Annotated in this window: 22 protein-coding genes and 5 tRNA genes; 25 read left to right on the top strand and 2 right to left on the bottom strand. The window is 37.3% G+C overall.

All coding sequences use genetic code 11. The features are described from left to right. Window position 1 precedes the first annotated feature (1 nt). Both NDQ75_RS01470 and NDQ75_RS01465 read right to left on the bottom strand, forming a co-directional pair. Window positions 2-634 (bottom strand): NAD(P)H-dependent oxidoreductase, encoded by a 633-nt coding sequence (locus NDQ75_RS01470; RefSeq protein WP_202028987.1) that lies wholly within the window; start codon window positions 632-634, stop codon window positions 2-4. A 50-nt stretch (window positions 635-684) separates the two neighbouring features. Next, window positions 685-1,140, bottom strand: a complete 456-nt coding sequence (locus tag NDQ75_RS01465; protein WP_202029128.1) for a MarR family winged helix-turn-helix transcriptional regulator — start codon at window positions 1,138-1,140, stop codon at window positions 685-687. A gap of 142 nt (window positions 1,141-1,282) precedes the next feature. On the opposite strand from NDQ75_RS01465, the gene NDQ75_RS01460 reads away from it, so the two are divergent. The 25 genes from NDQ75_RS01460 (at window position 1,283) to rpoB (ending at window position 20,828) form a co-directional block, all read left to right on the top strand. Continuing rightward, window positions 1,283-1,834 (top strand): TlpA family protein disulfide reductase, encoded by a 552-nt coding sequence (locus NDQ75_RS01460; protein WP_202028986.1) that lies wholly within the window; start codon window positions 1,283-1,285, stop codon window positions 1,832-1,834. A 17-nt stretch (window positions 1,835-1,851) separates the two neighbouring features. Beyond that, complete coding sequence (locus tag NDQ75_RS01455; protein ID WP_202028985.1) at window positions 1,852-2,466, top strand: thioredoxin family protein; 615 nt, start codon at window positions 1,852-1,854, stop codon at window positions 2,464-2,466. 142 nt (window positions 2,467-2,608) lie between these two features. Then, on the top strand, window positions 2,609-2,923 hold the full coding sequence (locus NDQ75_RS01450) for a rhodanese-like domain-containing protein (RefSeq protein ID WP_202028984.1): 315 nt from the start codon (window positions 2,609-2,611) through the stop codon (window positions 2,921-2,923). A gap of 75 nt (window positions 2,924-2,998) precedes the next feature. Beyond that, window positions 2,999-4,270: a DUF2851 family protein gene (locus tag NDQ75_RS01445; protein ID WP_202028983.1), complete on the top strand. Its 1,272-nt coding sequence runs from the start codon at window positions 2,999-3,001 to the stop codon at window positions 4,268-4,270. A gap of 32 nt (window positions 4,271-4,302) precedes the next feature. Continuing rightward, on the top strand, window positions 4,303-4,530 hold the full coding sequence (locus tag NDQ75_RS01440; RefSeq protein ID WP_202028982.1) for a PspC domain-containing protein: 228 nt from the start codon (window positions 4,303-4,305) through the stop codon (window positions 4,528-4,530). Between the two features lie 72 nt (window positions 4,531-4,602). Beyond that, window positions 4,603-5,628, top strand: a complete 1,026-nt coding sequence (locus NDQ75_RS01435; RefSeq protein ID WP_202028981.1) for a potassium channel family protein — start codon at window positions 4,603-4,605, stop codon at window positions 5,626-5,628. Window positions 5,629-5,716: 88 nt separating this feature from the next. Further along, window positions 5,717-7,798, top strand: a complete 2,082-nt coding sequence (locus tag NDQ75_RS01430; RefSeq protein WP_202028980.1) for an amino acid carrier protein — start codon at window positions 5,717-5,719, stop codon at window positions 7,796-7,798. 28 nt (window positions 7,799-7,826) lie between these two features. Continuing rightward, window positions 7,827-8,633 (top strand): ComEA family DNA-binding protein, encoded by an 807-nt coding sequence (locus tag NDQ75_RS01425; protein ID WP_202028979.1) that lies wholly within the window; start codon window positions 7,827-7,829, stop codon window positions 8,631-8,633. A gap of 110 nt (window positions 8,634-8,743) precedes the next feature. Beyond that, complete coding sequence (locus tag NDQ75_RS01420) at window positions 8,744-9,883, top strand: acyl-CoA dehydrogenase family protein (RefSeq protein WP_202029127.1); 1,140 nt, start codon at window positions 8,744-8,746, stop codon at window positions 9,881-9,883. 177 nt (window positions 9,884-10,060) lie between these two features. Continuing rightward, window positions 10,061-10,255: a 30S ribosomal protein S21 gene (rpsU, locus tag NDQ75_RS01415; protein ID WP_202029126.1), complete on the top strand. Its 195-nt coding sequence runs from the start codon at window positions 10,061-10,063 to the stop codon at window positions 10,253-10,255. Window positions 10,256-10,384: 129 nt separating this feature from the next. Continuing rightward, complete coding sequence (locus tag NDQ75_RS01410; protein ID WP_202028978.1) at window positions 10,385-11,278, top strand: tyrosine-type recombinase/integrase; 894 nt, start codon at window positions 10,385-10,387, stop codon at window positions 11,276-11,278. 103 nt (window positions 11,279-11,381) lie between these two features. Then, window positions 11,382-11,684, top strand: a complete 303-nt coding sequence (gene hpf / locus NDQ75_RS01405; RefSeq protein ID WP_202028977.1) for a ribosome hibernation-promoting factor, HPF/YfiA family — start codon at window positions 11,382-11,384, stop codon at window positions 11,682-11,684. Window positions 11,685-11,773: 89 nt separating this feature from the next. After that, window positions 11,774-11,847 (top strand) — tRNA-Thr (locus NDQ75_RS01400). Between the two features lie 163 nt (window positions 11,848-12,010). After that, window positions 12,011-12,093 (top strand) — tRNA-Tyr (locus NDQ75_RS01395). 62 nt (window positions 12,094-12,155) lie between these two features. Further along, a tRNA-Gly gene (locus NDQ75_RS01390) sits at window positions 12,156-12,228 on the top strand. A gap of 168 nt (window positions 12,229-12,396) precedes the next feature. Further along, a tRNA-Thr gene (locus tag NDQ75_RS01385) sits at window positions 12,397-12,468 on the top strand. A 55-nt stretch (window positions 12,469-12,523) separates the two neighbouring features. Further along, on the top strand, window positions 12,524-13,711 hold the full coding sequence (gene tuf, locus NDQ75_RS01380; RefSeq protein WP_202028976.1) for an elongation factor Tu: 1,188 nt from the start codon (window positions 12,524-12,526) through the stop codon (window positions 13,709-13,711). Window positions 13,712-13,777: 66 nt separating this feature from the next. After that, window positions 13,778-13,848, top strand: a tRNA-Trp gene (locus NDQ75_RS01375). 76 nt (window positions 13,849-13,924) lie between these two features. Then, complete coding sequence (gene secE / locus NDQ75_RS01370; protein ID WP_202028975.1) at window positions 13,925-14,113, top strand: preprotein translocase subunit SecE; 189 nt, start codon at window positions 13,925-13,927, stop codon at window positions 14,111-14,113. Window positions 14,114-14,134: 21 nt separating this feature from the next. Beyond that, window positions 14,135-14,686, top strand: coding sequence for a transcription termination/antitermination protein NusG (gene nusG / locus NDQ75_RS01365; protein WP_202028974.1), 552 nt, complete (start codon window positions 14,135-14,137; stop codon window positions 14,684-14,686). Window positions 14,687-14,757: 71 nt separating this feature from the next. Further along, complete coding sequence (gene rplK / locus NDQ75_RS01360) at window positions 14,758-15,195, top strand: 50S ribosomal protein L11 (RefSeq protein WP_178951241.1); 438 nt, start codon at window positions 14,758-14,760, stop codon at window positions 15,193-15,195. A 19-nt stretch (window positions 15,196-15,214) separates the two neighbouring features. After that, on the top strand, window positions 15,215-15,904 hold the full coding sequence (rplA, locus tag NDQ75_RS01355) for a 50S ribosomal protein L1 (protein WP_202028973.1): 690 nt from the start codon (window positions 15,215-15,217) through the stop codon (window positions 15,902-15,904). 23 nt (window positions 15,905-15,927) lie between these two features. After that, window positions 15,928-16,449 (top strand): 50S ribosomal protein L10, encoded by a 522-nt coding sequence (gene rplJ / locus NDQ75_RS01350; RefSeq protein ID WP_202028972.1) that lies wholly within the window; start codon window positions 15,928-15,930, stop codon window positions 16,447-16,449. A 55-nt stretch (window positions 16,450-16,504) separates the two neighbouring features. Continuing rightward, the gene (gene rplL, locus NDQ75_RS01345; RefSeq protein ID WP_202028971.1) at window positions 16,505-16,882 is read left to right on the top strand and encodes a 50S ribosomal protein L7/L12; all 378 of its coding nucleotides are present in this window, start codon (window positions 16,505-16,507) and stop codon (window positions 16,880-16,882) included. A gap of 136 nt (window positions 16,883-17,018) precedes the next feature. Further along, window positions 17,019-20,828 (top strand): DNA-directed RNA polymerase subunit beta, encoded by a 3,810-nt coding sequence (gene rpoB, locus NDQ75_RS01340; RefSeq protein WP_202028970.1) that lies wholly within the window; start codon window positions 17,019-17,021, stop codon window positions 20,826-20,828. The last annotated feature ends 51 nt before the right edge of the window (window positions 20,829-20,879 follow it).

The following is a 20,879-nucleotide window of genomic DNA, read 5'->3' as shown; positions in this document are numbered from 1 at the left end:
ATTAAATGTTCATAAATAAATCAGAAGAGGGTTTGCGAACCTTTTTTAAATGTTGGTAAGCATCATCTTCAGCTCTGTATCCAACGGGTGCAATTACGGTAGGCGTAAGTCCTAGTTTATCAAGGCCTAAAATCTCTTTGAATTGCTCGGCATTGAAACCTTCCATAGGACAAGTGTCAATTTTTAAGTCCGCAGCCGCAGAGAGTAAATTTCCAAGAGCAATATAGGTTTGTTTAGCAGCCCAAGTACTTTTCATATCTTCAGACAATGGAGCTAAAGTGCCTTTAATCATCCCTGAAAATCCTTCCAGCTCAGAGGCTTCTAGATTTCTTGTTTTGCTGATGTTATTGATGTATTCGTCTACGTGGGAATCGTTCAAATTATCGATGCTAGCAAAAATGATTAGATGGGAAGCATCGGTAATTTGTGTTTGGTTCCAAGCTGCTGGTTTTAATTTTTCTTTCGTTTCTTGATCTGAAACAATAAGGACCTTGTAAGGTTGAAGTCCATAAGAAGATGCCGATAATTGAATAGCCTCTTTTAGGGTCTCCAAATCTTGTTCGGATACTTTTTTAATATTATCAAACTTTTTGGTGGCATATCGCCATTCTAGATTTTTAAGGTATGTACTCATTATTATTGTTATTACATTAATTGTATATACAAGTGTTTATTTAAATTTTTTTATTCTGAATCTCTGAGTTTTTCCAATATCAAATTGAATTGTTCTAATTCTTCTTTGGAAACATTTTTAATCATTGCTTGATGTTGATCGTCTATAGGTTTATCCAATTCTGAAAGCACATCCAAACCTTTTTGAGTGATGGTAATTTCAACTTTCCTCCGGTTGGCTTCGCATGTCACTCGACATACCAACCCCTTTGCCAAAAGTTTATCAACCAATCGTGTGGTGTTACTCATTTTGGTAATCATACGTTCTTGGATGGTGCTTAGATTGGCAGGTTTGCCTTTTTGCCCTCTAAGAATACGTAAAACATTAAATTGTTGCGTAGACAAATCAAATGGCTTAAGGATTTCAGAAGTACGATCGTGTAACACATTCGTTGTGTACATAAGATTTATCGCCGTCTTTCTTCCTAGAGGCATTTTATTAGACATTATGATATTTTCAATTTTCATTTGTATTAACAACAATTGTATGTACAAATGTATATTATTTATTCGGTTTATTGTACAACTTATTTATAATTTTTTGTTAAAAATCGCTTTGTTCTGTTCCGGATTAATACATTTAACCGATGCAATTAAACAGAGAGGACACATGAGAACGATAATTGTAGCAGTTATAACGGTGCTTTTTATGAGTTGTAATGAGCAAAAGAAGACCAATAACTTCTTTGCTTTGGGAGAATTTAATGAAGTGATCCCAATGGACACGTTGACCGCCAACAACTTTGCTATTCCTGTTTATAACTTTGACCAATTTGAGAAACTTCTTCAGAAAAAAAGTAAAACGACTTACGTGGTTAACTTTTGGGCAACATGGTGCAAACCTTGCGTAAAAGAGCTTCCTTCTTTTGAAAAATTACAAAGAAAATACAATCGGGACGGAGTGGAAGTAATTTTGGTAAGCTTGGATTTTCCTAAAAAGGCAGATAAAGTGTTGGTTCCCTTTCTTGAAAAAAAGAATTTCCGCAACCAAGTTTTACTTTTGGACGACCCCAAACAGAATACTTGGATTCCCAAAGTTGACCAAAATTGGTCGGGCGCCATTCCTGCCACTATAATATTTAATGAAAAAAAGCGTTTATTTTATGAAAAATCCTTTACCTTTAATGAATTAGAGGCTGAAGTGAAAAAATTTGTAGATTAACGTAACTAACCTTTCTTATGAAAATAATAAAGCTCATCTGCCTAATGGGTTTAATGTCGCTATTTGCAGCATTTACTACACCAAATTCATTTAATGAAGGTTACCAAGTAGGTGACAAGGCATCCGATTTTAAACTGAAAAATGTTGACGGTAAATTTGTTTCCCTTTCCGATTATGCGGAAGCGAAGGGTTTTTTGGTGATTTTTACCTGCAATAGTTGTCCGTACGCTAACGCTTATGAGGATCGGATAATTGAATTGGATAAAAAATATCAAAAAATAGGAGTGCCTGTGGTAGCTATAAATCCAAACAGTCCGGAGGTTCAGCCCAAAGATAGTTTTGAAAATATGCAAAAAAGAGCCAAGGCGAAAGATTATACTTTCCCATATTTACTTGATGAAAACCAGGAGGTTTTTCCAATGTATGGAGCCCAAAGAACACCGCATTGTTTCTTGTTAGAAAAAACAGATGGCGGTTATGAAGTTAAATATATCGGTGCTATCGACGATAATTACCAAGACGCCGAGGCGGTGGAAGTAAAATATGTAGAAAACGCAATTGATGCCATGCTTAGTGGCAATGAAATAGAAATTAAAAACACCAAAGCCATAGGTTGTTCCATTAAAGTGTAATCAATTTCAGAAAGAAAATTATAAATTTGTGATCCGAGATTTGAATCTCGGATTTTTTTATTTTCCTATTTGGGAAATTGTAGCTTAAGTTTACATCCTAAAAGATATTTATTAAAAACGTTTAATTTGAAAAAATAATACCATGGTAGATTTAACACAAGAAGAATGGGCAGAACAATTAAAAAACGATGAGAATGCAGTGGTTCTAGATGTTCGCACCGATGAAGAGGTAGAAGAGGGGTATATTCCTAATGCTATCCAAATTGATATTTACAAAGGTCAGGGATTTTTAGATGAAATTGAAGAACTTGATAAATCTAAAAACTATTATGTGTATTGTCGTTCAGGAAAACGTAGCGCGCAAGCTTGCATGCTAATGAACCAGGCCGGATTTGAAAACACAAACAATCTGTTGGGTGGTTTCATGGAATGGGAAGGAGAAGTCGCAGAAGACTAAAAAATACAAAAAGAAAATAATCTATATTTATAATATTTTTACTATCTTCTTTCAAAATATAGAATCGTCTAAATCTTGAAAGAAGATTTTTTGCATTATATCTGGAAGTTTAAAAAATTTAACGGTGTAGAATTGGCTACTCAGTCCGGCGACTTAATCGAGTTGGTTTCCCTTGGTAACTACAATCAACATTCCGGGCCTGATTTTTTAAATGCCCAACTTCGTATTGGTGGGCAGCTTTGGGCGGGTAGTGTAGAAATGCACTTGAAATCTTCTTTTTGGTATGCGCACCATCATCAAAACGATAATGCTTACAATAATGTAATCCTTCACGTGGTTTGGGAGCATGACGTGGAAGTTTTCAATGCCGCTAATGCCGCAATACCTACGTTGGAACTTCAAAATATAGTTGATGAAAAGACGTTGTACGACTATCAAAACTTAGTGCTTAGACGTAAAAAGTTCATTAATTGTGAAAAAGACCTTCCTCAAGTGGATACTTTCCATAAAAACAGATGGTTTGAAAGACTTTTTTTTGAACGACTTCAACAAAAAAGTAAATTTATTGAAAGTCTTTTAGGTGATTTAAAAAACGATTGGGAGGCGGTGCTTTTTCAGATGCTGCTTAAAAATTTCGGTACAAAAGTCAATGCCGCGAGTTTTGCATCCATTGGGAATCAACTTCCTTTCGGAGTTTTCCGTAAAAACACGCATTCGATTAAGGCTCTGGAAGCTTTACTTTTCGGAATCTCAAATTTGTTGCCACAAGAAGGTTTAGACAGTTACCCTAAGGAACTTTCCGAAGAATATCATTATTTAGCAAATAAATTTAAATTATCGGAAGTACAGATTGTTCCACAGTTCTTTAAACTACGACCTTATAATTTTCCAACATTGCGACTGTCTCAACTGGCTAATTTGTACCATGTCCAGCGGCAATTGTTTCATCAAATAATCAGCTGTAACAATCTTGATGATTTCTACGGACTTCTTCAGGCGACCGCTTCACCCTATTGGAATAACCATTTTACTTTTCAGAAAGAAGCATCGTCCGTAAGAAAGAAAAAGATAAGTAAGAATGTAGTCGATTTGCTTCTGATAAATACCATAATCCCTTTAAAATTTTGTTACGCCAAACAACAAGGAAAAGAGATTGAAGAAGAAATATTGACCCTTTTAAGGGGCTTAACGGCAGAGCGAAATAATATTGTAGACGCTTTTATAGAACACGGAGTTGAAGTAGCTTCCGCTTTAGAAAGTCAATCGGTTCTTCAAATGTATCATAACTACTGTGCTAAAAATAAATGCTTACAATGCGAAATTGGAGTGCAATTGATGGGGAGATAGTTTTTTAACGGGAAGGTTGTTATATTTGTGCCATGGGTTTTTTTCAAAACATGAGGTATTATTTCGAGCGACATGGGTATGCTGTATCTTCCCGTTTGGCCGATAGATTGGGAATGAAGACAAAAAATGTGCGTTTATTTTTTATTTACGCGTCGTTTTTTACCCTCGGAATATGGTTTTTTGTGTATTTAACACTGGCATTTTGGTTAAGGTTAAAAGACTTAGTGTACACCAAACGAACTTCCGTTTTTGATTTATAATACATGAATATATCTTGTTTTGAAGCATTTTCACTGCAATTTTGTAAATTAACTGTCCGTAAAGGCTAATCTATGTTTAAACTTTTCAAGTCTAAGTTTTATATTGCCATAGCTTTATTGGTTTTTATTTTTTCCTTCGGAATTTTGGGCTATAGGCTTTTGGGAGATTATTCTTGGGTAGAGGCAGCTTACATGACAGTCATTACCGTGACTACAGTTGGTTTTAGTGAGGTGCGCCCAACAGATGATGCGGATAAAATTTTCACCATAATTCTCATAATTTCCAGCGTGTTTATAGTGGCGTACGCCATTTCCGTGGTTACCGAGTATGTTTTGTCAAGGAGCTCACTGTTTCATATAAAATATCGAAAAATGAAAAAGCAAGTCGATAAGTTAAACAACCATATAATTATTTGTGGCTACGGAAGAAATGGCATGCAGGCAGCAAAAAAGCTCAAGGCATACGAGAAGGACTTCGTGGTTATAGAGCAGGATGAAGAATTGGTGAACAAATATAGTGATGACGTTTTGTTTGTTATTGGCAACGCAAATGAAGATGAGACGCTTCAAGATGCAGGTATTACAAGAGCTGCTTGTTTGATTTCTGCATTGCCCAACGATGCCGATAATCTTTTTGTAGTGCTTTCTTCGAGACAATTAAATAAGGAAATTACTATTATAAGTAGAGCTTCCCAAGAAACGTCCCAACGAAAACTCATTTTAGCCGGAGCCAATAAAACCATCATGCCCGATAAGATTGGCGGAGACCATATGGCTTCTCTAGTGGTGTTGCCAGATTTAATTGAGTTTATGGATCAACTTTCCATAGATGACGAAACAACGATTAATTTGGAAGAAGTAGCCGTGGATAATTTGCCCAACGGATATTTGTACAAGACTTTGGTAGATTTGGACCTTAGAAGACAAACCGGCTGTACAGTAATTGGTTATAAGCAACCAGACGGAAAATATGTGATTAATCCGGACGCTAATGTGGAATTATTGCCAAAGTCTAAGTTGATGGTTTTGGGGCAGCCTTCCCAAATTAAAAAACTCCATACCATATTTCAAATACCGGAAAATACATTTAACGGGTAAAATTTGAATAACCGCCTTTTTTTTATGATATTGCCGCGTCAGTTTTTAAGAATTTTATAATTTAAATATAACCTAAACATAATTCTTTATGAGAAAACAATTTCTCTCTATTTTAATGCTGTTGGGTTCTGTGGCATTATTTGCACAGGAGCTTACTGTAAAAGAAAACTTAATAAACCCTTCTACAGGAATTAATGATGGACAAGTAGAGTTGGAAGTAACCGGTGGACAACCTCCTTACGAATACAGATGGAGCAATCAAAGTACACCACTGGATTCTAATGTAGCTTCTGGATTAACGGAAGGTATCGATTATTCGGTAACTGTTACAGACGCGGCAGGAGCTTCCGTAGAAAAAACCTTTAAGATTGAATCCAAATCCATAACAGAGATATTTAACGGAACAATGACGCCAGCAGTAGCAGGTTTAAGTTCCGTTTTATTTTGGGATCCATTTGCAGCAATAGGATTGTACGATCCAATAATCTACGCAGATAAAAAGATGGTTTCCATCCCTGGCTGGACGGCTCAGACCGAAAATAAATTTACTTTAAAAAAGTGGTTGGTTGAAGATGGAGCCCATGTGGAAACAGGGGATCCCATTGCTGTAATCTCTAAAAAGGACGGTAGCGATGTAACTGCAACAGCGCTGGCCGATGGAGAATTGGAGCATTTGTTGGATGAAGGAAAAGTTATTTACAATGCCAACAATACCGAGCATAAAATTGAAACTAATGCTGATGTTTTTGCAAACATAGTGTACGATAATCCAATTCCGTTAACACATCCTAACGGCGATTTTCAAACGATAACCATTCCATTTATTGTTGTTTGGTTAATTTTTGGAGCAGCTTTCTTTACTTTGAGAATGGGATTCATCAATGTACGTGGATTTAAGCACTCATTGGAATTGGCTAAAGGAAAATATGATGATCCCAATGCGCCGGGAAGTATTACGCATTTTCAGGCTTTGGCAACTGCTGTATCTGCAACGGTTGGTCTAGGTAATATTGCCGGAGTGGCGGTAGCTGTATCTTTGGGTGGAGCTGGAGCAACGCTTTGGATGATTGTTGCAGGACTACTTGGAATGTCTTCTAAGTTTGTGGAATGTACATTGGGTGTGAAATATAGGGATATCCTTCCAGATGGACGTGTTTTTGGAGGTCCTATGAATTACTTGCGCTACGGTTTAGAGAAAAAAAATAAGTCAGGACTTGGAAAAGTTTTGGCGGTGTTATTCGCTGTTCTCGCTGTTGGTGCTTCTTTTGGAGGTGGAAACATGTTCCAGGCCAATCAATCTTTTGAAATTTTATCAGGTCAGTTTGCCTTTTTAGATGGAAACGGATTTTGGTTCGGTGTTATTGTAGCTATTCTCGTGGGGGTAGTAATTATTGGAGGAATTAACAGTATCGCAAAAGTTACTGGTAAAATTGTTCCTTTTATGGCAGCGGTTTATGTAATTGGAGCGTTGGTTGTAATTTTTGTGAATATTAAAAATATTGGACCTGCATTTGCCGCAATTATCGACGGTGCTTTTAGTCCGAGTGCTTTAAAAGGCGGTATTTTGGGAGTGCTAATAGTAGGTTTTCAAAGAGCTGCATTCTCTAATGAGGCTGGTGTGGGATCTGCAGCAATTGCACATAGTGTTGCGAAGACTAATCACCCACCATCAGAAGGTTTTGTTGCGTTGCTAGAGCCATTCATCGATACAGTTGTGGTTTGTACGCTTACCGCATTGGTGTTAATTTTCACAGGGATGCACGAAGTTTCTGGAGTCGCAGGGGCAGAGTTAACATCTACCGCATTTGGTAGTGTTATTTCTTGGTTCCCATACGTATTGGCAGCAGCCGTATTTTTGTTCGCCTTCTCAACTATGATTTCTTGGTCGTACTACGGAATGCGTGCATGGACATACCTTTTCGGAAAAAGTAAAAAAACAGAATTCGTTTATAAAATACTTTTCTTATTCTTTGTAGTGGTTGGGGCTTCGGTAAGTTTAGGAGCTGTACTTGATTTCTCGGATATGATGATTTTGGCGATGTCTTTCCCTAACATTATTGGATTGTATATAATGAGTGGCGAGGTAAGAAACGATCTTCGTGAGTATTGGAGAAAATACAACAACAACGAATTGTTTAAAAAGCAAAGAGTAGAGAAGAAAACTGCATAATAATAACTATTCATTTTAAATGAAACTCATGTCCCACTTCCGGTTTTCTAAAAGCCAACGAAGTGGGATATTTTTTTTGATATTAGGAGTGCTGCTCATTCAGTCTTTTTCAATATGGGGTCATCTTTTTAAGAAGGATAATGTGGTTTTTGATAACAATTTTTCTTCGGAAAGAGAAACTTTCGCCAAGCTGATAATGTATCCATTCAATCCAAACTATCTATCCGATTTCAAAGGGTATTCAATGGGGTTGTCGACGGAAGAAATTGATCGCCTTTGGGCATTCCGTAACAGCGGAAAATTCCTAAACTCGGCTTCCGATTTTCAAAAAGTAACGAAAATTTCGGATTCCCTTCTTCTTCAGTTGTCGCCTTATCTCTTGTTTCCGAAGTTTGAGAAACGGCAACCAACAATTTTTTCAGTAAAGAGATTTAAAAAGTTGGATGTAAATACCGCCACTGCTAAAGATTTTCAAAAGGTTTACGGTGTAGGCGAGAAGTTGGCGACAAGGCTTATTAAATATCGTTCTTATTTAGGAGGATTTTATTTTCTGGACCAATTAGATGAGGTTTATGGTTTAAACAAGGAGGTAGTGGTAAGACTAAAAGAGCATTTTGAAATACGCAAAAAGCCAAGTTTTGTCAAATTAAATGTGAATACGGCTTCAGTCAAACAAATAAGTGAAGTGACTTACTTGAGCTGGGAAATTGCCAAAAAAATCGTAACTTACAGAACGAAATATCATAAGATTGATTCAATTGCTGAATTAACAAAATTAGAAGACTTTCCTACCAATAAATTAAATAGAATTGAACTATATTTGACAACAGATTAGCTTTTTTAAGCTACAAATCTGCTGAGAATAACGAACACTTTTCGAAGAATAATATAAACTCCGCCTAAGTGGCTTAAAATTGAGGGATGGAATTGGATATCGCTGCACAAATGAATTTTGATTATACCGAAACACAGCAAATGGTTGCAACGGCAGCTAAAGATTTTGCTGAACAATATATAAGGCCGCATGTTATGGAGTGGGACGAATCCCAGACTTTTCCTGTTGAGGTTTTTAAAAAAGCTGGGGAGCTTGGTTTTATGGGAGTTTTGGTGCCAGAAACGTATGGTGGTTCGGGGCTAGGTTACCATGAATACATCGCGATTTTAGATGAAATCTCTAAAGTAGATCCATCTATTGGTCTTTCTGTAGCAGCGCATAATTCATTATGTACCAATCATATTTTAAGTTTTGGTAACGAGGAGCAAAAGCAAAAATGGTTGCCAAAGTTAGCCACTGCCGAATGGATTGGGGCTTGGGGGCTTACCGAACACAACACAGGTTCTGATGCTGGCGGAATGGCAACTACTGCGGTTAAAGATGGTAATGAATGGGTTATTAACGGAGCTAAAAATTTTATTACCCATGGTAAAAGTGGGGATATTGCAGTTGTTATTGTAAGAACTGGTGAAAAAGGAGATTCCCATGGCATGACCGCTTTTGTGGTTGAAAAGGGAACAAAAGGTTTTTCTAGCGGGAAGAAAGAAGATAAATTAGGAATGAGAGCCAGTGAAACGGCAGAATTAATATTTTCCGATTGTAGAATTCCCGATGAAAATAGGCTTGGTGAAGTGGGAGATGGGTTCATTCAGTCCATGAAAATTTTGGATGGTGGCCGTATTTCCATCGGAGCTTTATCCTTGGGGATTGCAAAAGGAGCTTACGAGGCTGCTTTAAAATATTCAAAGGAACGAGTTCAGTTTGGCAAAGCAATTTCCCAGTTTCAAGGAATCTCTTTCAAGTTGGCAGATATGGCAACTGAAATTGAAGCTTCAGAATTACTATTGCATAAAGCAGCTTTTGAAAAAAATGCAGGCAGAAAAATGACCAAGCTGAGCGCTATGTGTAAAATGTATGCTTCCGAAGCTTGTGTTCGCATTGCCAACGAAGCTGTGCAAATTCACGGAGGCTATGGATATACAAAGGATTATCCAGTAGAGAAATTCTACAGAGATTCTAAACTTTGTACCATTGGAGAAGGTACTACCGAAATCCAAAAAGTTGTTATCGCAAGAAATATTTTAAAGTAATTTGAAGTGACTAAAGTCCGATGCCCGAAGTCAGATGTCGGGACTTTGTGCTTTAATCTCACGTCTAGGTCACTGTAGCAGAAATAGATAGCGGTTGAATAATTTTTTATTTTTTTATTTCAAAAATTAAAATATTGTATATCTTTGCCGCCATTAAAGAAAGGAGGTGGTCAACTTATGTTAATTATACCAATAAAAGAAGGAGAAAATATAGACAGAGCGCTTAAGCGTTACAAGCGTAAATTTGATAGAACTGGTACAATGCGTCAGCTACGTAGCCGTCAGCAGTTTACAAAACCTTCAATAGAGAAAAGAGCTCAAATTCAGAAAGCAGCTTATGTTCAAAATTTAAGAGACCAAGAAGAAGTATAGTTTCTTTTTCTTGATAAGAATATTAGGAATCCCGTTTCAGTTGAAGCGGGATTTTTTATTTTTCAATCCTTCCAGAGTGGCGAGAATAACAAAAACGTTTTCCTTATATTTGGAATAAACCTATCCGTAATGCCATTTCAAAAATTCATCGACTATCTTCAGCTAGAGAAAAACTATTCCAAGCACACTATTTTGGCATATCAAAAGGATTTGGAGTCTTTTCTTGAATTTAACCAAACCCATTTTGAGGAAAATTCTATTCAGCAGGTAAATTATTCGCAAATACGTTCGTGGATTGTGTCCTTGGTGGAAGAAGGTTTAAGTAATCGAAGTGTGAATCGAAAAGTAGCTTCCTTAAAAGCATACTATAAATTTTTACTGAAAACGAAGCAGATTGAAATAAACCCTTTGGCGAAGCATAAGGCATTAAAAACGGAAAAGAAGCTTGAAGTTCCCTTTTCTCCGAAGGAAATGAAAGAAGTGTTGAACGATATGCAATTTGAAGATACTTTTGAGGGTTGCAGAGACAAGCTATTAATAGAATTGTTTTACGCTACAGGGATACGAAGAGCAGAACTTATAAACCTATCAGTTTCCGATGTAGATTTGGGTGGGCAAACAATCAAAGTTTTAGGGAAGCGTAACAAAGAACGTTTTGTGCCAATCCCTTCTCTTTGTTCCACACTTCTTAAGGAATATTTGGCAAAAAGGGAAGAGGTTGTTAATGAAGCCTCAGCGGACTGTTTATTTCTTCTTAAAAACGGTCATAAAATTTATGAAAGCTTTGTTTATAGAACAATAAATAAGTACCTTAGTAAGGTGTCAACCAAGTTAAAAAAGAGTCCGCATATACTTAGGCACACCTATGCAACACATTTGCTGAACAATGGGGCGGACTTGAATTCCGTTAAAGAATTGTTGGGGCATTCAAGCTTGGCTTCCACCCAGGTATATACGCACAATAGTATGGCAGAATTAAAAAAGCAATATGGCAATGCGTACCCTAGAAATTCAAAAAAGTAATAATTAAAATAATTTCTTCATGAAGCACTAATACGCAATTCGGTATGATGCCGAAAAAAGGAGCCCTGTTTAGGGCAATGTTTAACTTTAAATTGTAAAGGAAATGGATGTAAACACACAATCTGTCAATTTCAACGTAGATCAAAAATTGTTAAACTTCATTCAAAAAAGAATGAATAAATTAGATCATTATTACGACAGGGTCGTCTATTCTGATGTGTACCTAAAGGTTCAAAATACCAGTGAAAAGGAAAATAAAATTGCAGAGGTAAAAGTGCATGTGCCTGGAGATGAATACATCGTAAAGAAAAAGTGTAAAACATTTGAAGAAGCCATAGATTGCGCAGCCAATTCTTTAGAGCGTTCCCTCAAAAAAAGAAAGCAAAAATTAAGGGCTTATAGCTAGATAAAAATTTTATACAATTTGTTTTGTATAAAGAATAATTTATATACATTTGCAGTCCGTTAGAAATAGCGGACTTTTTTACTGAATACGCCGATGTAGCTCAGCTGGCTAGAGCAGCTGATTTGTAATCAGCAGGTCGTGGGTTCGAGTCCCTCCATCGGCTCAATAAAAAGAGTAGTGTTTTTTGATAATTTGATGATTTCTAGCAGTGTAAAAATAATCTTTGCAAAAAGATGAAAAATATGATTGTTTATTGAGAAATAATAATTATTTTTGCGCTCGGAATTTTTGAATAGGGAATTGAGATTCATTGTTCAGAAAAAATTGGGGAGATACTCAAGCGGCCAACGAGGACAGACTGTAAATCTGTTGGTTTTTACCTTCGCAGGTTCGAATCCTGCTCTCCCCACAAAACTTACTTCGGGTATGGCAATATGTTTGCGGAAGTATAGTTAGGAATTTAAAAATAATGCGGGAGTAGCTCAGTTGGTAGAGCGTCAGCCTTCCAAGCTGAATGTCGCGAGTTCGAACCTCGTCTCCCGCTCTAAATAGATAAGGGCTTGTTTTTATAAGTCTGTAAAATAGAGATGAGACTATCTTAAGGAAATAAGGTGTGTTCTCTTCTCTAATTCTAGTACTTTGAGTTTATGGTTTTTGTTTAAAGCGTTTTTAAAAGCTTATTTTTTATAAACTGAAAAGCTTAAACTTATTAGCCGGTGTAGCTCAGGGGTAGAGCGCTTCCTTGGTAAGGAAGAGGTCACGAGTTCAATTCTCGTCATTGGCTCTTGTTGCGTTTAAATTTGAACACTAATATATAACTAAGATTAAATTATTAAATCATGGCAAAGGAAACTTTTGATCGTTCCAAACCACACTTAAATATAGGTACAATTGGACACGTAGATCACGGTAAAACTACTTTAACTGCTGCTATTACTAAAGTTTTAGCTGATGCTGGTTTTTCTGATGCACGTTCATTCGATTCAATCGATAACGCTCCTGAAGAAAAAGAAAGAGGTATCACAATTAATACTTCTCACGTAGAGTATCAAACAGCAAATCGTCACTATGCACACGTTGACTGTCCTGGTCACGCGGATTACGTAAAGAACATGGTTACAGGTGCTGCTCAGATGGACGGTGCTATTTTGGTAGTTGCTGCTACAGATGGTCCTATGCCACAAACTCGTGAGCACATCCTTTTAGGTCGTCAGGTAGGTGTTCCAAGAATCGTTGTTTTCTTGAACAAAGTTGATATGGTTGATGATGAGGAGCTTTTAGAGCTTGTTGATATGGAAGTAAGAGAATTACTTTCTTTCTACGAGTATGATGGAGATAACGGTCCTGTTATTCCTGGTTCTGCTCTAGGTGCTTTGAATGGTGAGCAAAAGTGGGTTGACTCTGTAATGAAGTTGATGGAAGCTGTTGATGAGTGGATCGAATTGCCACAGAGAGATATTGATAAAGATTTCTTAATGCCTATCGAAGATGTATTTACAATTACAGGTCGTGGTACAGTTGCAACTGGACGTATTGAGTCAGGTGTTGCTAAAACTGGTGAGGCTGTAGATATCATCGGTATGGGAGCAGAGAAATTGGCTTCTACTATTACAGGGGTTGAGATGTTCCGTAAGATATTAGATAGAGGTGAAGCTGGAGATAACGTAGGTATTCTTTTAAGAGGTATCGAGAAAACCGATATCAAAAGAGGTATGGTTATCTGTAAGCCAGGTTCTGTAACTCCTCACGCTAAATTCAAAGCAGAGGTTTACGTTCTTAAGAAAGAAGAAGGTGGACGTCACACTCCATTCCACAATAACTACCGTCCTCAGTTCTACGTTCGTACAACAGACGTAACAGGTACAATTACTTTACCTGATGGAGTTGAGATGGTAATGCCTGGAGATAACTTAACTATTACTGTTGAGTTGTTACAGCCAATTGCATTGAGCAAAGGTTTACGTTTCGCTATCCGTGAAGGTGGTAGAACAGTAGGTGCTGGTCAGGTAACTGAAATTTTAGATTAATTTCGTATCAGTATAACAAGTTAAAGGGTGTCCCGTCGCAGGCGGGATGCCTTTCAACTTGAATAAACGGGTGTAGTTCAAGGGTAGAATACCGGTCTCCAAAACCGTTGATGGGAGTTCGAATCTCTCCACCCGTGCAAGTGTAAAAGTGTACGGTATTAGTCTTTAGGTTATAAAATTGATTAATTATCGTTCTTAATATATAGAGTTAAAATGGTAAGTTATATTAAAGAATCATTTGAAGAGTTAAGAGCTAATGTAACTTGGCCTACTTGGGCTGAAGGACAAAACCTTATGGTTGTTGTTGCTGTTTTCTCTATACTTTTTTCATTAGCAATATGGGGCGTTGATACAGTTTTCGCAAAACTGATTGAGCTTTATTTTGGAGTAATTGGTAATTAATATATAAAGACGGGTATTGCAATGGCAGAAGCGTTGGCAAAACAATGGTATGTAGTAAGGGCTGTAAGTGGTCAAGAGAATAAAGTTAAAGGCTACATAGAGCAGGATATAGCTCGTCTTGGATATGAGGATTATGTAGATGAAGTATTAGTGCCTACCGAGAAGGTGGTTCAAATACGAAACGGAAAAAAAATAAATAAAGAGCGTGTTTACTTTCCTGGCTATGTGATGGTGAAAGCCAACTTAGGAGGGGAGATTGTGCACGTTATTAAGTCTATTACTGGAGTAATTGGTTTTTTAGGTGAGGTTAAAGGAGGAGATCCTGTGCCGCTTAGAAAGTCGGAAGTAAATAGAATGTTAGGTAAGGTAGATGAGTTGTCTGTTAAGACAGATAACGTTGCTATACCTTTTGTTCTTGGTGAAACGGTTAAGGTGATAGATGGACCTTTTAATGGTTTTAATGGAACTGTTGAAAAGGTTAACGAAGAAAAGCGTAAGCTTGAGGTAATGGTGAAGATTTTCGGAAGAAAAACACCATTGGAATTGAGTTATATGCAAGTAGAGAAAATATAATAGTTACATTATATAGATTCGTCTTGCTTCCAATTAAATGAGACGATTCAAATTTAAATTGAACATACACAATGGCAAAAGAAGTTAGTAAAGTAGTTAAGCTACAAGTTAGGGGAGGTGCTGCGAATCCGTCGCCGCCGGTTGGACCCGCTCTAGGTGCTGCCGGTGTTAACATCATGGAGTTCTGTAAGCAGTTCAACGCTCGTACGCAGGACAAGCAGGGTAAAGTGTTGCCTGTTGTTATCACCGTTTACAAAGACAAGTCATTTGACTTTGTAATTAAGACACCGCCGGCGGCAGTTCAGCTTATGGAAGCGGCTAAGGTTAAAAAGGGTTCTGGTGAGCCAAACCGTAAAAAGGTGGCTAGCGTTACTTGGGATCAAGTAAAAGCTATCGCAGAAGACAAAATGCAAGATCTAAACGCGTTTACCGTAGAATCTGCTATGAGCATGGTTGCGGGAACTGCAAGATCTATGGGATTAACGGTTTCAGGTGATAAGCCTTTTTAAATCTTAAAAGAATCTAGAAATGGCAAAATTGACAAAAAAGCAAAAAGAAGCAGTTGCGAAAATCGACAGAAGTAAATTGTACTCTGTAGAAGAAGCTTCGCAATTGGTAAAAGATATCACTAACGTTAAGTTTGATGCATCGGTTGATTTGGCAGTGCGTTTAGGAGTAGATCCTCGTAAAGCAAATCAAATGGTTAGAGGGGTTGTTACACTTCCTCACGGAACTGGTAAAGATGTTAAAGTACTTGCATTGGTTACTCCAGACAAAGAGGCGGAAGCTAGAGAAGCTGGAGCGGACTATGTAGGGTTAGATGAATACTTACAAAAGATTAAAGACGGTTGGACAGATGTTGATGTAATCATCACCATGCCAAGCGTAATGGGTAAATTAGGTCCCTTAGGTCGTATTTTAGGACCAAGAGGTTTAATGCCTAACCCAAAGACTGGTACAGTTACTATGGATGTAGCTAAAGCGGTAAGTGAAGTAAAAGCAGGTAAAATTGACTTTAAAGTTGATAAAACAGGTATCGTTCACGCTGCTATTGGTAAAGCATCTTTTTCAGCAGATAAAATTGCTGGTAACGCCAATGAATTATTACAAACATTAATGAAGCTTAAGCCAACTGCGGCTAAAGGAACCTATGTGAAGAGTATCTTTATTTCAAGTACTATGAGTCCTAGTATTCCTGTAGATCCTAAGGCAGTTTAATAGGTAGTATAAATTTTTTAATCATGACTAGAGAAGAAAAGTTAACGGTAATAGAAGATTTAACTGCGCAGTTAGGTGATAATGGAAATATCTATTTAGCAGATATTTCAGGTTTGGATGCACAAACAACTTCTAATTTACGTAGAGCTTGTTTTAAAGCAAACATCAAACTCGCAGTTGTTAAAAATACATTGCTTGCAAAGGCAATGGATGCTTCTGATAAAGATTTCGGTGACCTTCCATCAGTACTTAAAGGAAATACTTCTTTAATGTTTTCTGAAACTGGAAATGGTCCTGCAAAAGTGATTAAGGATTTCCGTAAGAAATCAGATAAGCCTCTTTTAAAAGGAGCTTTTATCGAAGAGGCAATCTACCTTGGAGATGATAAGCTAGATGCATTAGTTAGCATCAAATCTAAAGACGAGGTTATTGGAGATATCATTACATTGTTACAATCACCTGCTAAGAATGTTATTAGCGGACTTAAGTCTGGTGGTGGTAAGTTAGCTGGTATCCTTAAAACTTTATCAGAAAGGGAATCATAAGTAGTACGCACTTAAACAATTATATATTTTAAAAATTTATTAAAACGATAGAAAAATGGCAGATTTAAAAGATTTTGCAGAACAATTAGTTAATTTAACAGTTAAAGAAGTAAACGAATTAGCTGATATCTTAAAAGAAGAATATGGTATTGAGCCTGCTGCTGCAGCTGTAGCTGTTGCTGGTGGTGCTGCCGCTGGTGGTGACGCTGCTGCTGAGGAGAAAACAGAATTTGATGTAATCCTTAAAGCTGCTGGTGCTTCTAAATTGGCTGTTGTAAAACTAGTTAAAGAATTAACTGGTCTTGGTCTTAAAGAAGCAAAAGAGATAGTAGATAGCGCTCCTAAAGCTATTAAAGAAGGAGTATCTAAAGACGAAGCTGAAGGTCTTCAGAAGTCTTTAGAAGAAGCTGGTGCTGAGGTAGAATTAAAGTAATTCTTACCTACAGCTTCAAGCTGTAAGATACGGTTTAGGTCCTTTCCAAATTTTATGGAAAGAGACCTAAACCCTTTTTGCGTATATAAATGTATACGTATTTATAATTTCATTTTAATCAAAATATTGTCCATTGATGTTCACAAATCAGACTGAAAGAATTAATTTCGCCTCTGCAAAGAATACGCCGGCTTATCCGGATTTCTTGGACATTCAGATTAAATCATTCCAGGATTTCTTTCAACTGGAAACAAAATCTGAAGAGAGAGGTAACGAAGGTCTTTATAACACCTTCTTGGAGAACTTCCCCATTACTGATACGCGCAATCAATTTGTACTAGAATTTTTAGACTACTTTATCGATCCTCCTCGTTACTCTATTCAAGAGTGTATTGAAAGAGGGTTAACGTACAGTGTACCCTTAAAGGCTAGACTAAAACTGTATTGTACAGATCCAGAGCACGAAGATTTTGAAACCATAGTACAGGACGTTTATTTAGGGGTTATCCCTTACATGACGCCAAGTGGTACCTTTGTTATTAACGGAGCTGAACGAGTAGTCGTATCGCAATTACACAGGTCTCCAGGTGTATTCTTTGGTCAATCGTTCCACGCAAACGGAACTAAATTATATTCTGCCAGAGTAATTCCTTTTAAAGGTTCTTGGATAGAATTTGCTACCGATATTAACAGCGTGATGTACGCCTATATCGATAGAAAGAAAAAATTACCTGTTACTACACTTTTCCGTGCCATCGGTTTTGAGCGTGATAAGGATATTTTGGAAATATTCGATCTTGCTGAAGAAATCAAGGTGTCTAAAAGCGGATTGAAAAAAGTGTTGGGTAGAAAGTTAGCGGCACGTGTGCTTAAAACTTGGCATGAAGATTTTGTTGATGAAGATACAGGAGAAGTAGTTTCCATTGAGCGTAATGAAATTGTACTCGATAGGGATACCATACTTGAAAAAGAACATATAGATGAAATTATAGAAACCGACGTAAAAACTATCTTGTTGCATAAAGAAGATAGCCAAACCGGTGATTATGCTATTATCTATAATACATTACAAAAAGACCCTACAAACTCAGAAAAAGAGGCTGTAGAACACATATACCGTCAATTACGTAATGCTGAGCCGCCAGATGAAGAAACGGCTAGAGGTATTATTGACAAGTTGTTCTTTTCTGATCAACGTTACAACTTAGGTGAAGTTGGTCGTTATAGAATGAACAAAAAGTTAGGCTTGGATATCGCAATGGATAAGCAGGTTCTAACAAAAGAAGATATTATTACCATTATTAAATATCTTATTGAGTTGATTAACTCTAAAGCAGAGATCGATGATATCGATCACTTGTCTAACCGTCGTGTTAGAACTGTGGGTGAGCAATTGTCTTCTCAATTTGGTGTTGGTTTAGCTCGTATGGCAAGAACTATTCGTGAGCGTATGAATGTGCGTGATAACGAGGTGTTTACGCCAATCGATTTGATTAATGCAAAAACATTGTCTTCTGTAATTAATTCTTTCTTTGGTACCAACCAGTTGTCTCAGTTTATGGATCAAACGAATCCGTTGGCAGAGATTACGCACAAGCGTCGTCTATCGGCACTTGGGCCAGGTGGTTTGTCAAGGGAAAGAGCAGGTTTCGAGGTTCGTGACGTTCACTATACGCACTACGGTCGTCTTTGTCCGATTGAAACACCTGAAGGACCAAACATTGGTTTGATTTCTTCATTGAGTGTATTCGCCAAAGTAAACGGTATGGGATTCATCGAAACTCCATATAGAAAGGTAGATAATGGTAAAGTAGATCTTTCAGAAATACTTTATTTAAGTGCTGAAGAAGAAGAGGAGAAGAAAATTGCACAGGCAAACATTCCTTTAACAGACGATGGAACGATCGATTCTGAAAAAGTAATTGCTCGTGAGGAAGGTGACTTCCCAGTGGTAGATCCAGATGAGATTCACTATACCGATGTTGCACCTAACCAAATTGCTTCTATCTCGGCATCTTTAATTCCATTCTTGGAGCATGATGATGCGAACCGTGCATTAATGGGATCAAACATGATGCGTCAGGCAGTTCCATTATTAAGACCAGAATCGCCAATTGTAGGTACTGGACTAGAGCGTCAAGTAGCTTCTGATTCTAGAGTATTGATCAATGCTGAAGGAAATGGTGTTGTGGATTACGTAGATGCTTCTAAGATCAGAATTAAATACGACAGAACTGAAAATGATAGATTGGTAAGTTTTGATGATGATTTCAAAACATACGATCTTGTTAAATTCAGAAAAACAAACCAAGGAACTTCTATCAACTTGAAGCCTATCGTAAGAAAAGGTGATAAAGTTGAAAAAGGACAGGTGCTTTGTGAAGGATATGCAACACAGCAAGGAGAACTTGCTTTGGGTAGAAACCTTCAAGTGGCCTTCATGCCTTGGAAAGGATATAACTTCGAGGATGCAATCGTGATTTCTGAAAAAGTGGTAAGAGAAGATATCTTTACCTCTATTCATATCGATGAGTATTCATTAGAAGTTAGAGATACCAAATTAGGTGCTGAAGAATTAACGAACGACATACCAAACGTTTCAGAAGAGGCTACAAAAGACTTGGATGAGTACGGTATGATTCGTATTGGTGCAGAAGTAAAACCTGGTGATATTTTAATTGGTAAGATTACTCCTAAAGGAGAATCCGACCCAACTCCAGAAGAAAAATTACTTCGTGCCATCTTTGGTGACAAAGCCGGTGATGTAAAAGATGCTTCTTTAAAAGCGTCTCCATCATTAAACGGTGTGGTAATCGACAAGAAATTGTTCTCACGTGCTATTAAAGATAAGCGCAAAAGAGCAAAAGATAAAGAAGACATCGCTAAGCTTGAACTTGAATACGAAACCAAGTTCACAGCGCTTAAAGATGTGTTGGTAGATAAGTTGTTCTCTATTGTAAATGGAAAAACTTCTCAAGGTGTATTTAACGATTTAGGTGAAGAAGTATTCCCTAAAGGAAAGAAATACACGCAGAAGATGTTAAATGCAGTTGATGATTTCGCACACTTAGTGAGCGGAACTTGGACTACAGATGATGAGACCAATGCGTTGATCAATGATCTTCTTCACAATTATAAAATTAAATTAAACGACCTACAAGGAGCGTTGCGTAGAGATAAGTTTACAATTTCTGTTGGAGATGAATTACCAGCGGGAATCATGAAACTTGCTAAAGTGTACATCGCTAAAAAACGTAAGCTTAAAGTAGGGGATAAAATGGCAGGTCGTCACGGTAACAAAGGTATCGTTGCGAGAATCGTTCGTCAAGAAGATATGCCATTCTTGGAAGATGGAACACCGGTAGATATCGTATTGAATCCACTAGGGGTACCATCGCGTATGAACATTGGTCAGATTTACGAAACCGTATTAGGTTGGGCTGGTAAAAACATCGGTAAGAAGTTTGCAACTCCAATCTTTGACGGAGCGTCTTTAGATCAGATTAATGAACTTACAGACCAAGCAGGAATTCCAAGATTCGGTCACACTTATCTTTATGATGGTGGAACTGGAGAGCGCTTTGATCAAGCGGCTACAGTGGGTGTAATTTACATGCTTAAATTAGGCCACATGGTAGATGATAAGATGCACGCTCGTTCTATTGGACCATACTCATTAATTACGCAACAGCCTTTAGGAGGTAAAGCACAATTTGGTGGTCAGCGTTTTGGTGAGATGGAAGTTTGGGCACTTGAAGCTTATGGAGCATCAAGTACGCTTAGGGAAATTTTGACTGTTAAATCTGATGATGTTATCGGTAGAGCAAAAACTTATGAGTCTATCGTTAAGGGAGAAATGATGCCAGAGCCAGGGTTACCGGAATCGTTCAATGTATTGATGCATGAATTGAAGGGTCTTGGATTAGACATTAGATTGGAAGAATAATATTTTTAGTAGAGGCACTTGGTTTTTGCTGAGTGCCTTCACTAAAATAAT

The organism is Galbibacter mesophilus, assembly GCF_023721415.1.
Classification (GTDB): domain Bacteria; phylum Bacteroidota; class Bacteroidia; order Flavobacteriales; family Flavobacteriaceae; genus Galbibacter; species Galbibacter mesophilus.
Note: the sequence above shows the minus strand (reverse complement) of the source record. Positions and strands in the feature narration are given on the sequence as shown.

What these genes read in the sequence shown, in the direction of transcription:
- NDQ75_RS01470 (WP_202028987.1), bottom strand. Translation starts at nt 634, where the DNA reads ATGAGTACATACCTTAAAAATCTAGAATGGCGATATGCCACCAAAAAG.
- NDQ75_RS01465 (WP_202029128.1), bottom strand. Translation starts at nt 1,140, where the DNA reads ATGAAAATTGAAAATATCATAATGTCTAATAAAATGCCTCTAGGAAGA.
- NDQ75_RS01460 (WP_202028986.1), top strand. Translation starts at nt 1,283, where the DNA reads ATGAGAACGATAATTGTAGCAGTTATAACGGTGCTTTTTATGAGTTGT.
- NDQ75_RS01455 (WP_202028985.1), top strand. Translation starts at nt 1,852, where the DNA reads ATGAAAATAATAAAGCTCATCTGCCTAATGGGTTTAATGTCGCTATTT.
- NDQ75_RS01450 (WP_202028984.1), top strand. Translation starts at nt 2,609, where the DNA reads ATGGTAGATTTAACACAAGAAGAATGGGCAGAACAATTAAAAAACGAT.
- NDQ75_RS01440 (WP_202028982.1), top strand. Translation starts at nt 4,303, where the DNA reads ATGGGTTTTTTTCAAAACATGAGGTATTATTTCGAGCGACATGGGTAT.
- NDQ75_RS01435 (WP_202028981.1), top strand. Translation starts at nt 4,603, where the DNA reads ATGTTTAAACTTTTCAAGTCTAAGTTTTATATTGCCATAGCTTTATTG.
- NDQ75_RS01430 (WP_202028980.1), top strand. Translation starts at nt 5,717, where the DNA reads ATGAGAAAACAATTTCTCTCTATTTTAATGCTGTTGGGTTCTGTGGCA.
- NDQ75_RS01425 (WP_202028979.1), top strand. Translation starts at nt 7,827, where the DNA reads ATGTCCCACTTCCGGTTTTCTAAAAGCCAACGAAGTGGGATATTTTTT.
- NDQ75_RS01420 (WP_202029127.1), top strand. Translation starts at nt 8,744, where the DNA reads ATGAATTTTGATTATACCGAAACACAGCAAATGGTTGCAACGGCAGCT.
- rpsU (WP_202029126.1), top strand. Translation starts at nt 10,061, where the DNA reads ATGTTAATTATACCAATAAAAGAAGGAGAAAATATAGACAGAGCGCTT.
- NDQ75_RS01410 (WP_202028978.1), top strand. Translation starts at nt 10,385, where the DNA reads ATGCCATTTCAAAAATTCATCGACTATCTTCAGCTAGAGAAAAACTAT.
- hpf (WP_202028977.1), top strand. Translation starts at nt 11,382, where the DNA reads ATGGATGTAAACACACAATCTGTCAATTTCAACGTAGATCAAAAATTG.
- tuf (WP_202028976.1), top strand. Translation starts at nt 12,524, where the DNA reads ATGGCAAAGGAAACTTTTGATCGTTCCAAACCACACTTAAATATAGGT.
- secE (WP_202028975.1), top strand. Translation starts at nt 13,925, where the DNA reads ATGGTAAGTTATATTAAAGAATCATTTGAAGAGTTAAGAGCTAATGTA.
- nusG (WP_202028974.1), top strand. Translation starts at nt 14,135, where the DNA reads ATGGCAGAAGCGTTGGCAAAACAATGGTATGTAGTAAGGGCTGTAAGT.
- rplK (WP_178951241.1), top strand. Translation starts at nt 14,758, where the DNA reads ATGGCAAAAGAAGTTAGTAAAGTAGTTAAGCTACAAGTTAGGGGAGGT.
- rplA (WP_202028973.1), top strand. Translation starts at nt 15,215, where the DNA reads ATGGCAAAATTGACAAAAAAGCAAAAAGAAGCAGTTGCGAAAATCGAC.
- rplJ (WP_202028972.1), top strand. Translation starts at nt 15,928, where the DNA reads ATGACTAGAGAAGAAAAGTTAACGGTAATAGAAGATTTAACTGCGCAG.
- rplL (WP_202028971.1), top strand. Translation starts at nt 16,505, where the DNA reads ATGGCAGATTTAAAAGATTTTGCAGAACAATTAGTTAATTTAACAGTT.
- rpoB (WP_202028970.1), top strand. Translation starts at nt 17,019, where the DNA reads ATGTTCACAAATCAGACTGAAAGAATTAATTTCGCCTCTGCAAAGAAT.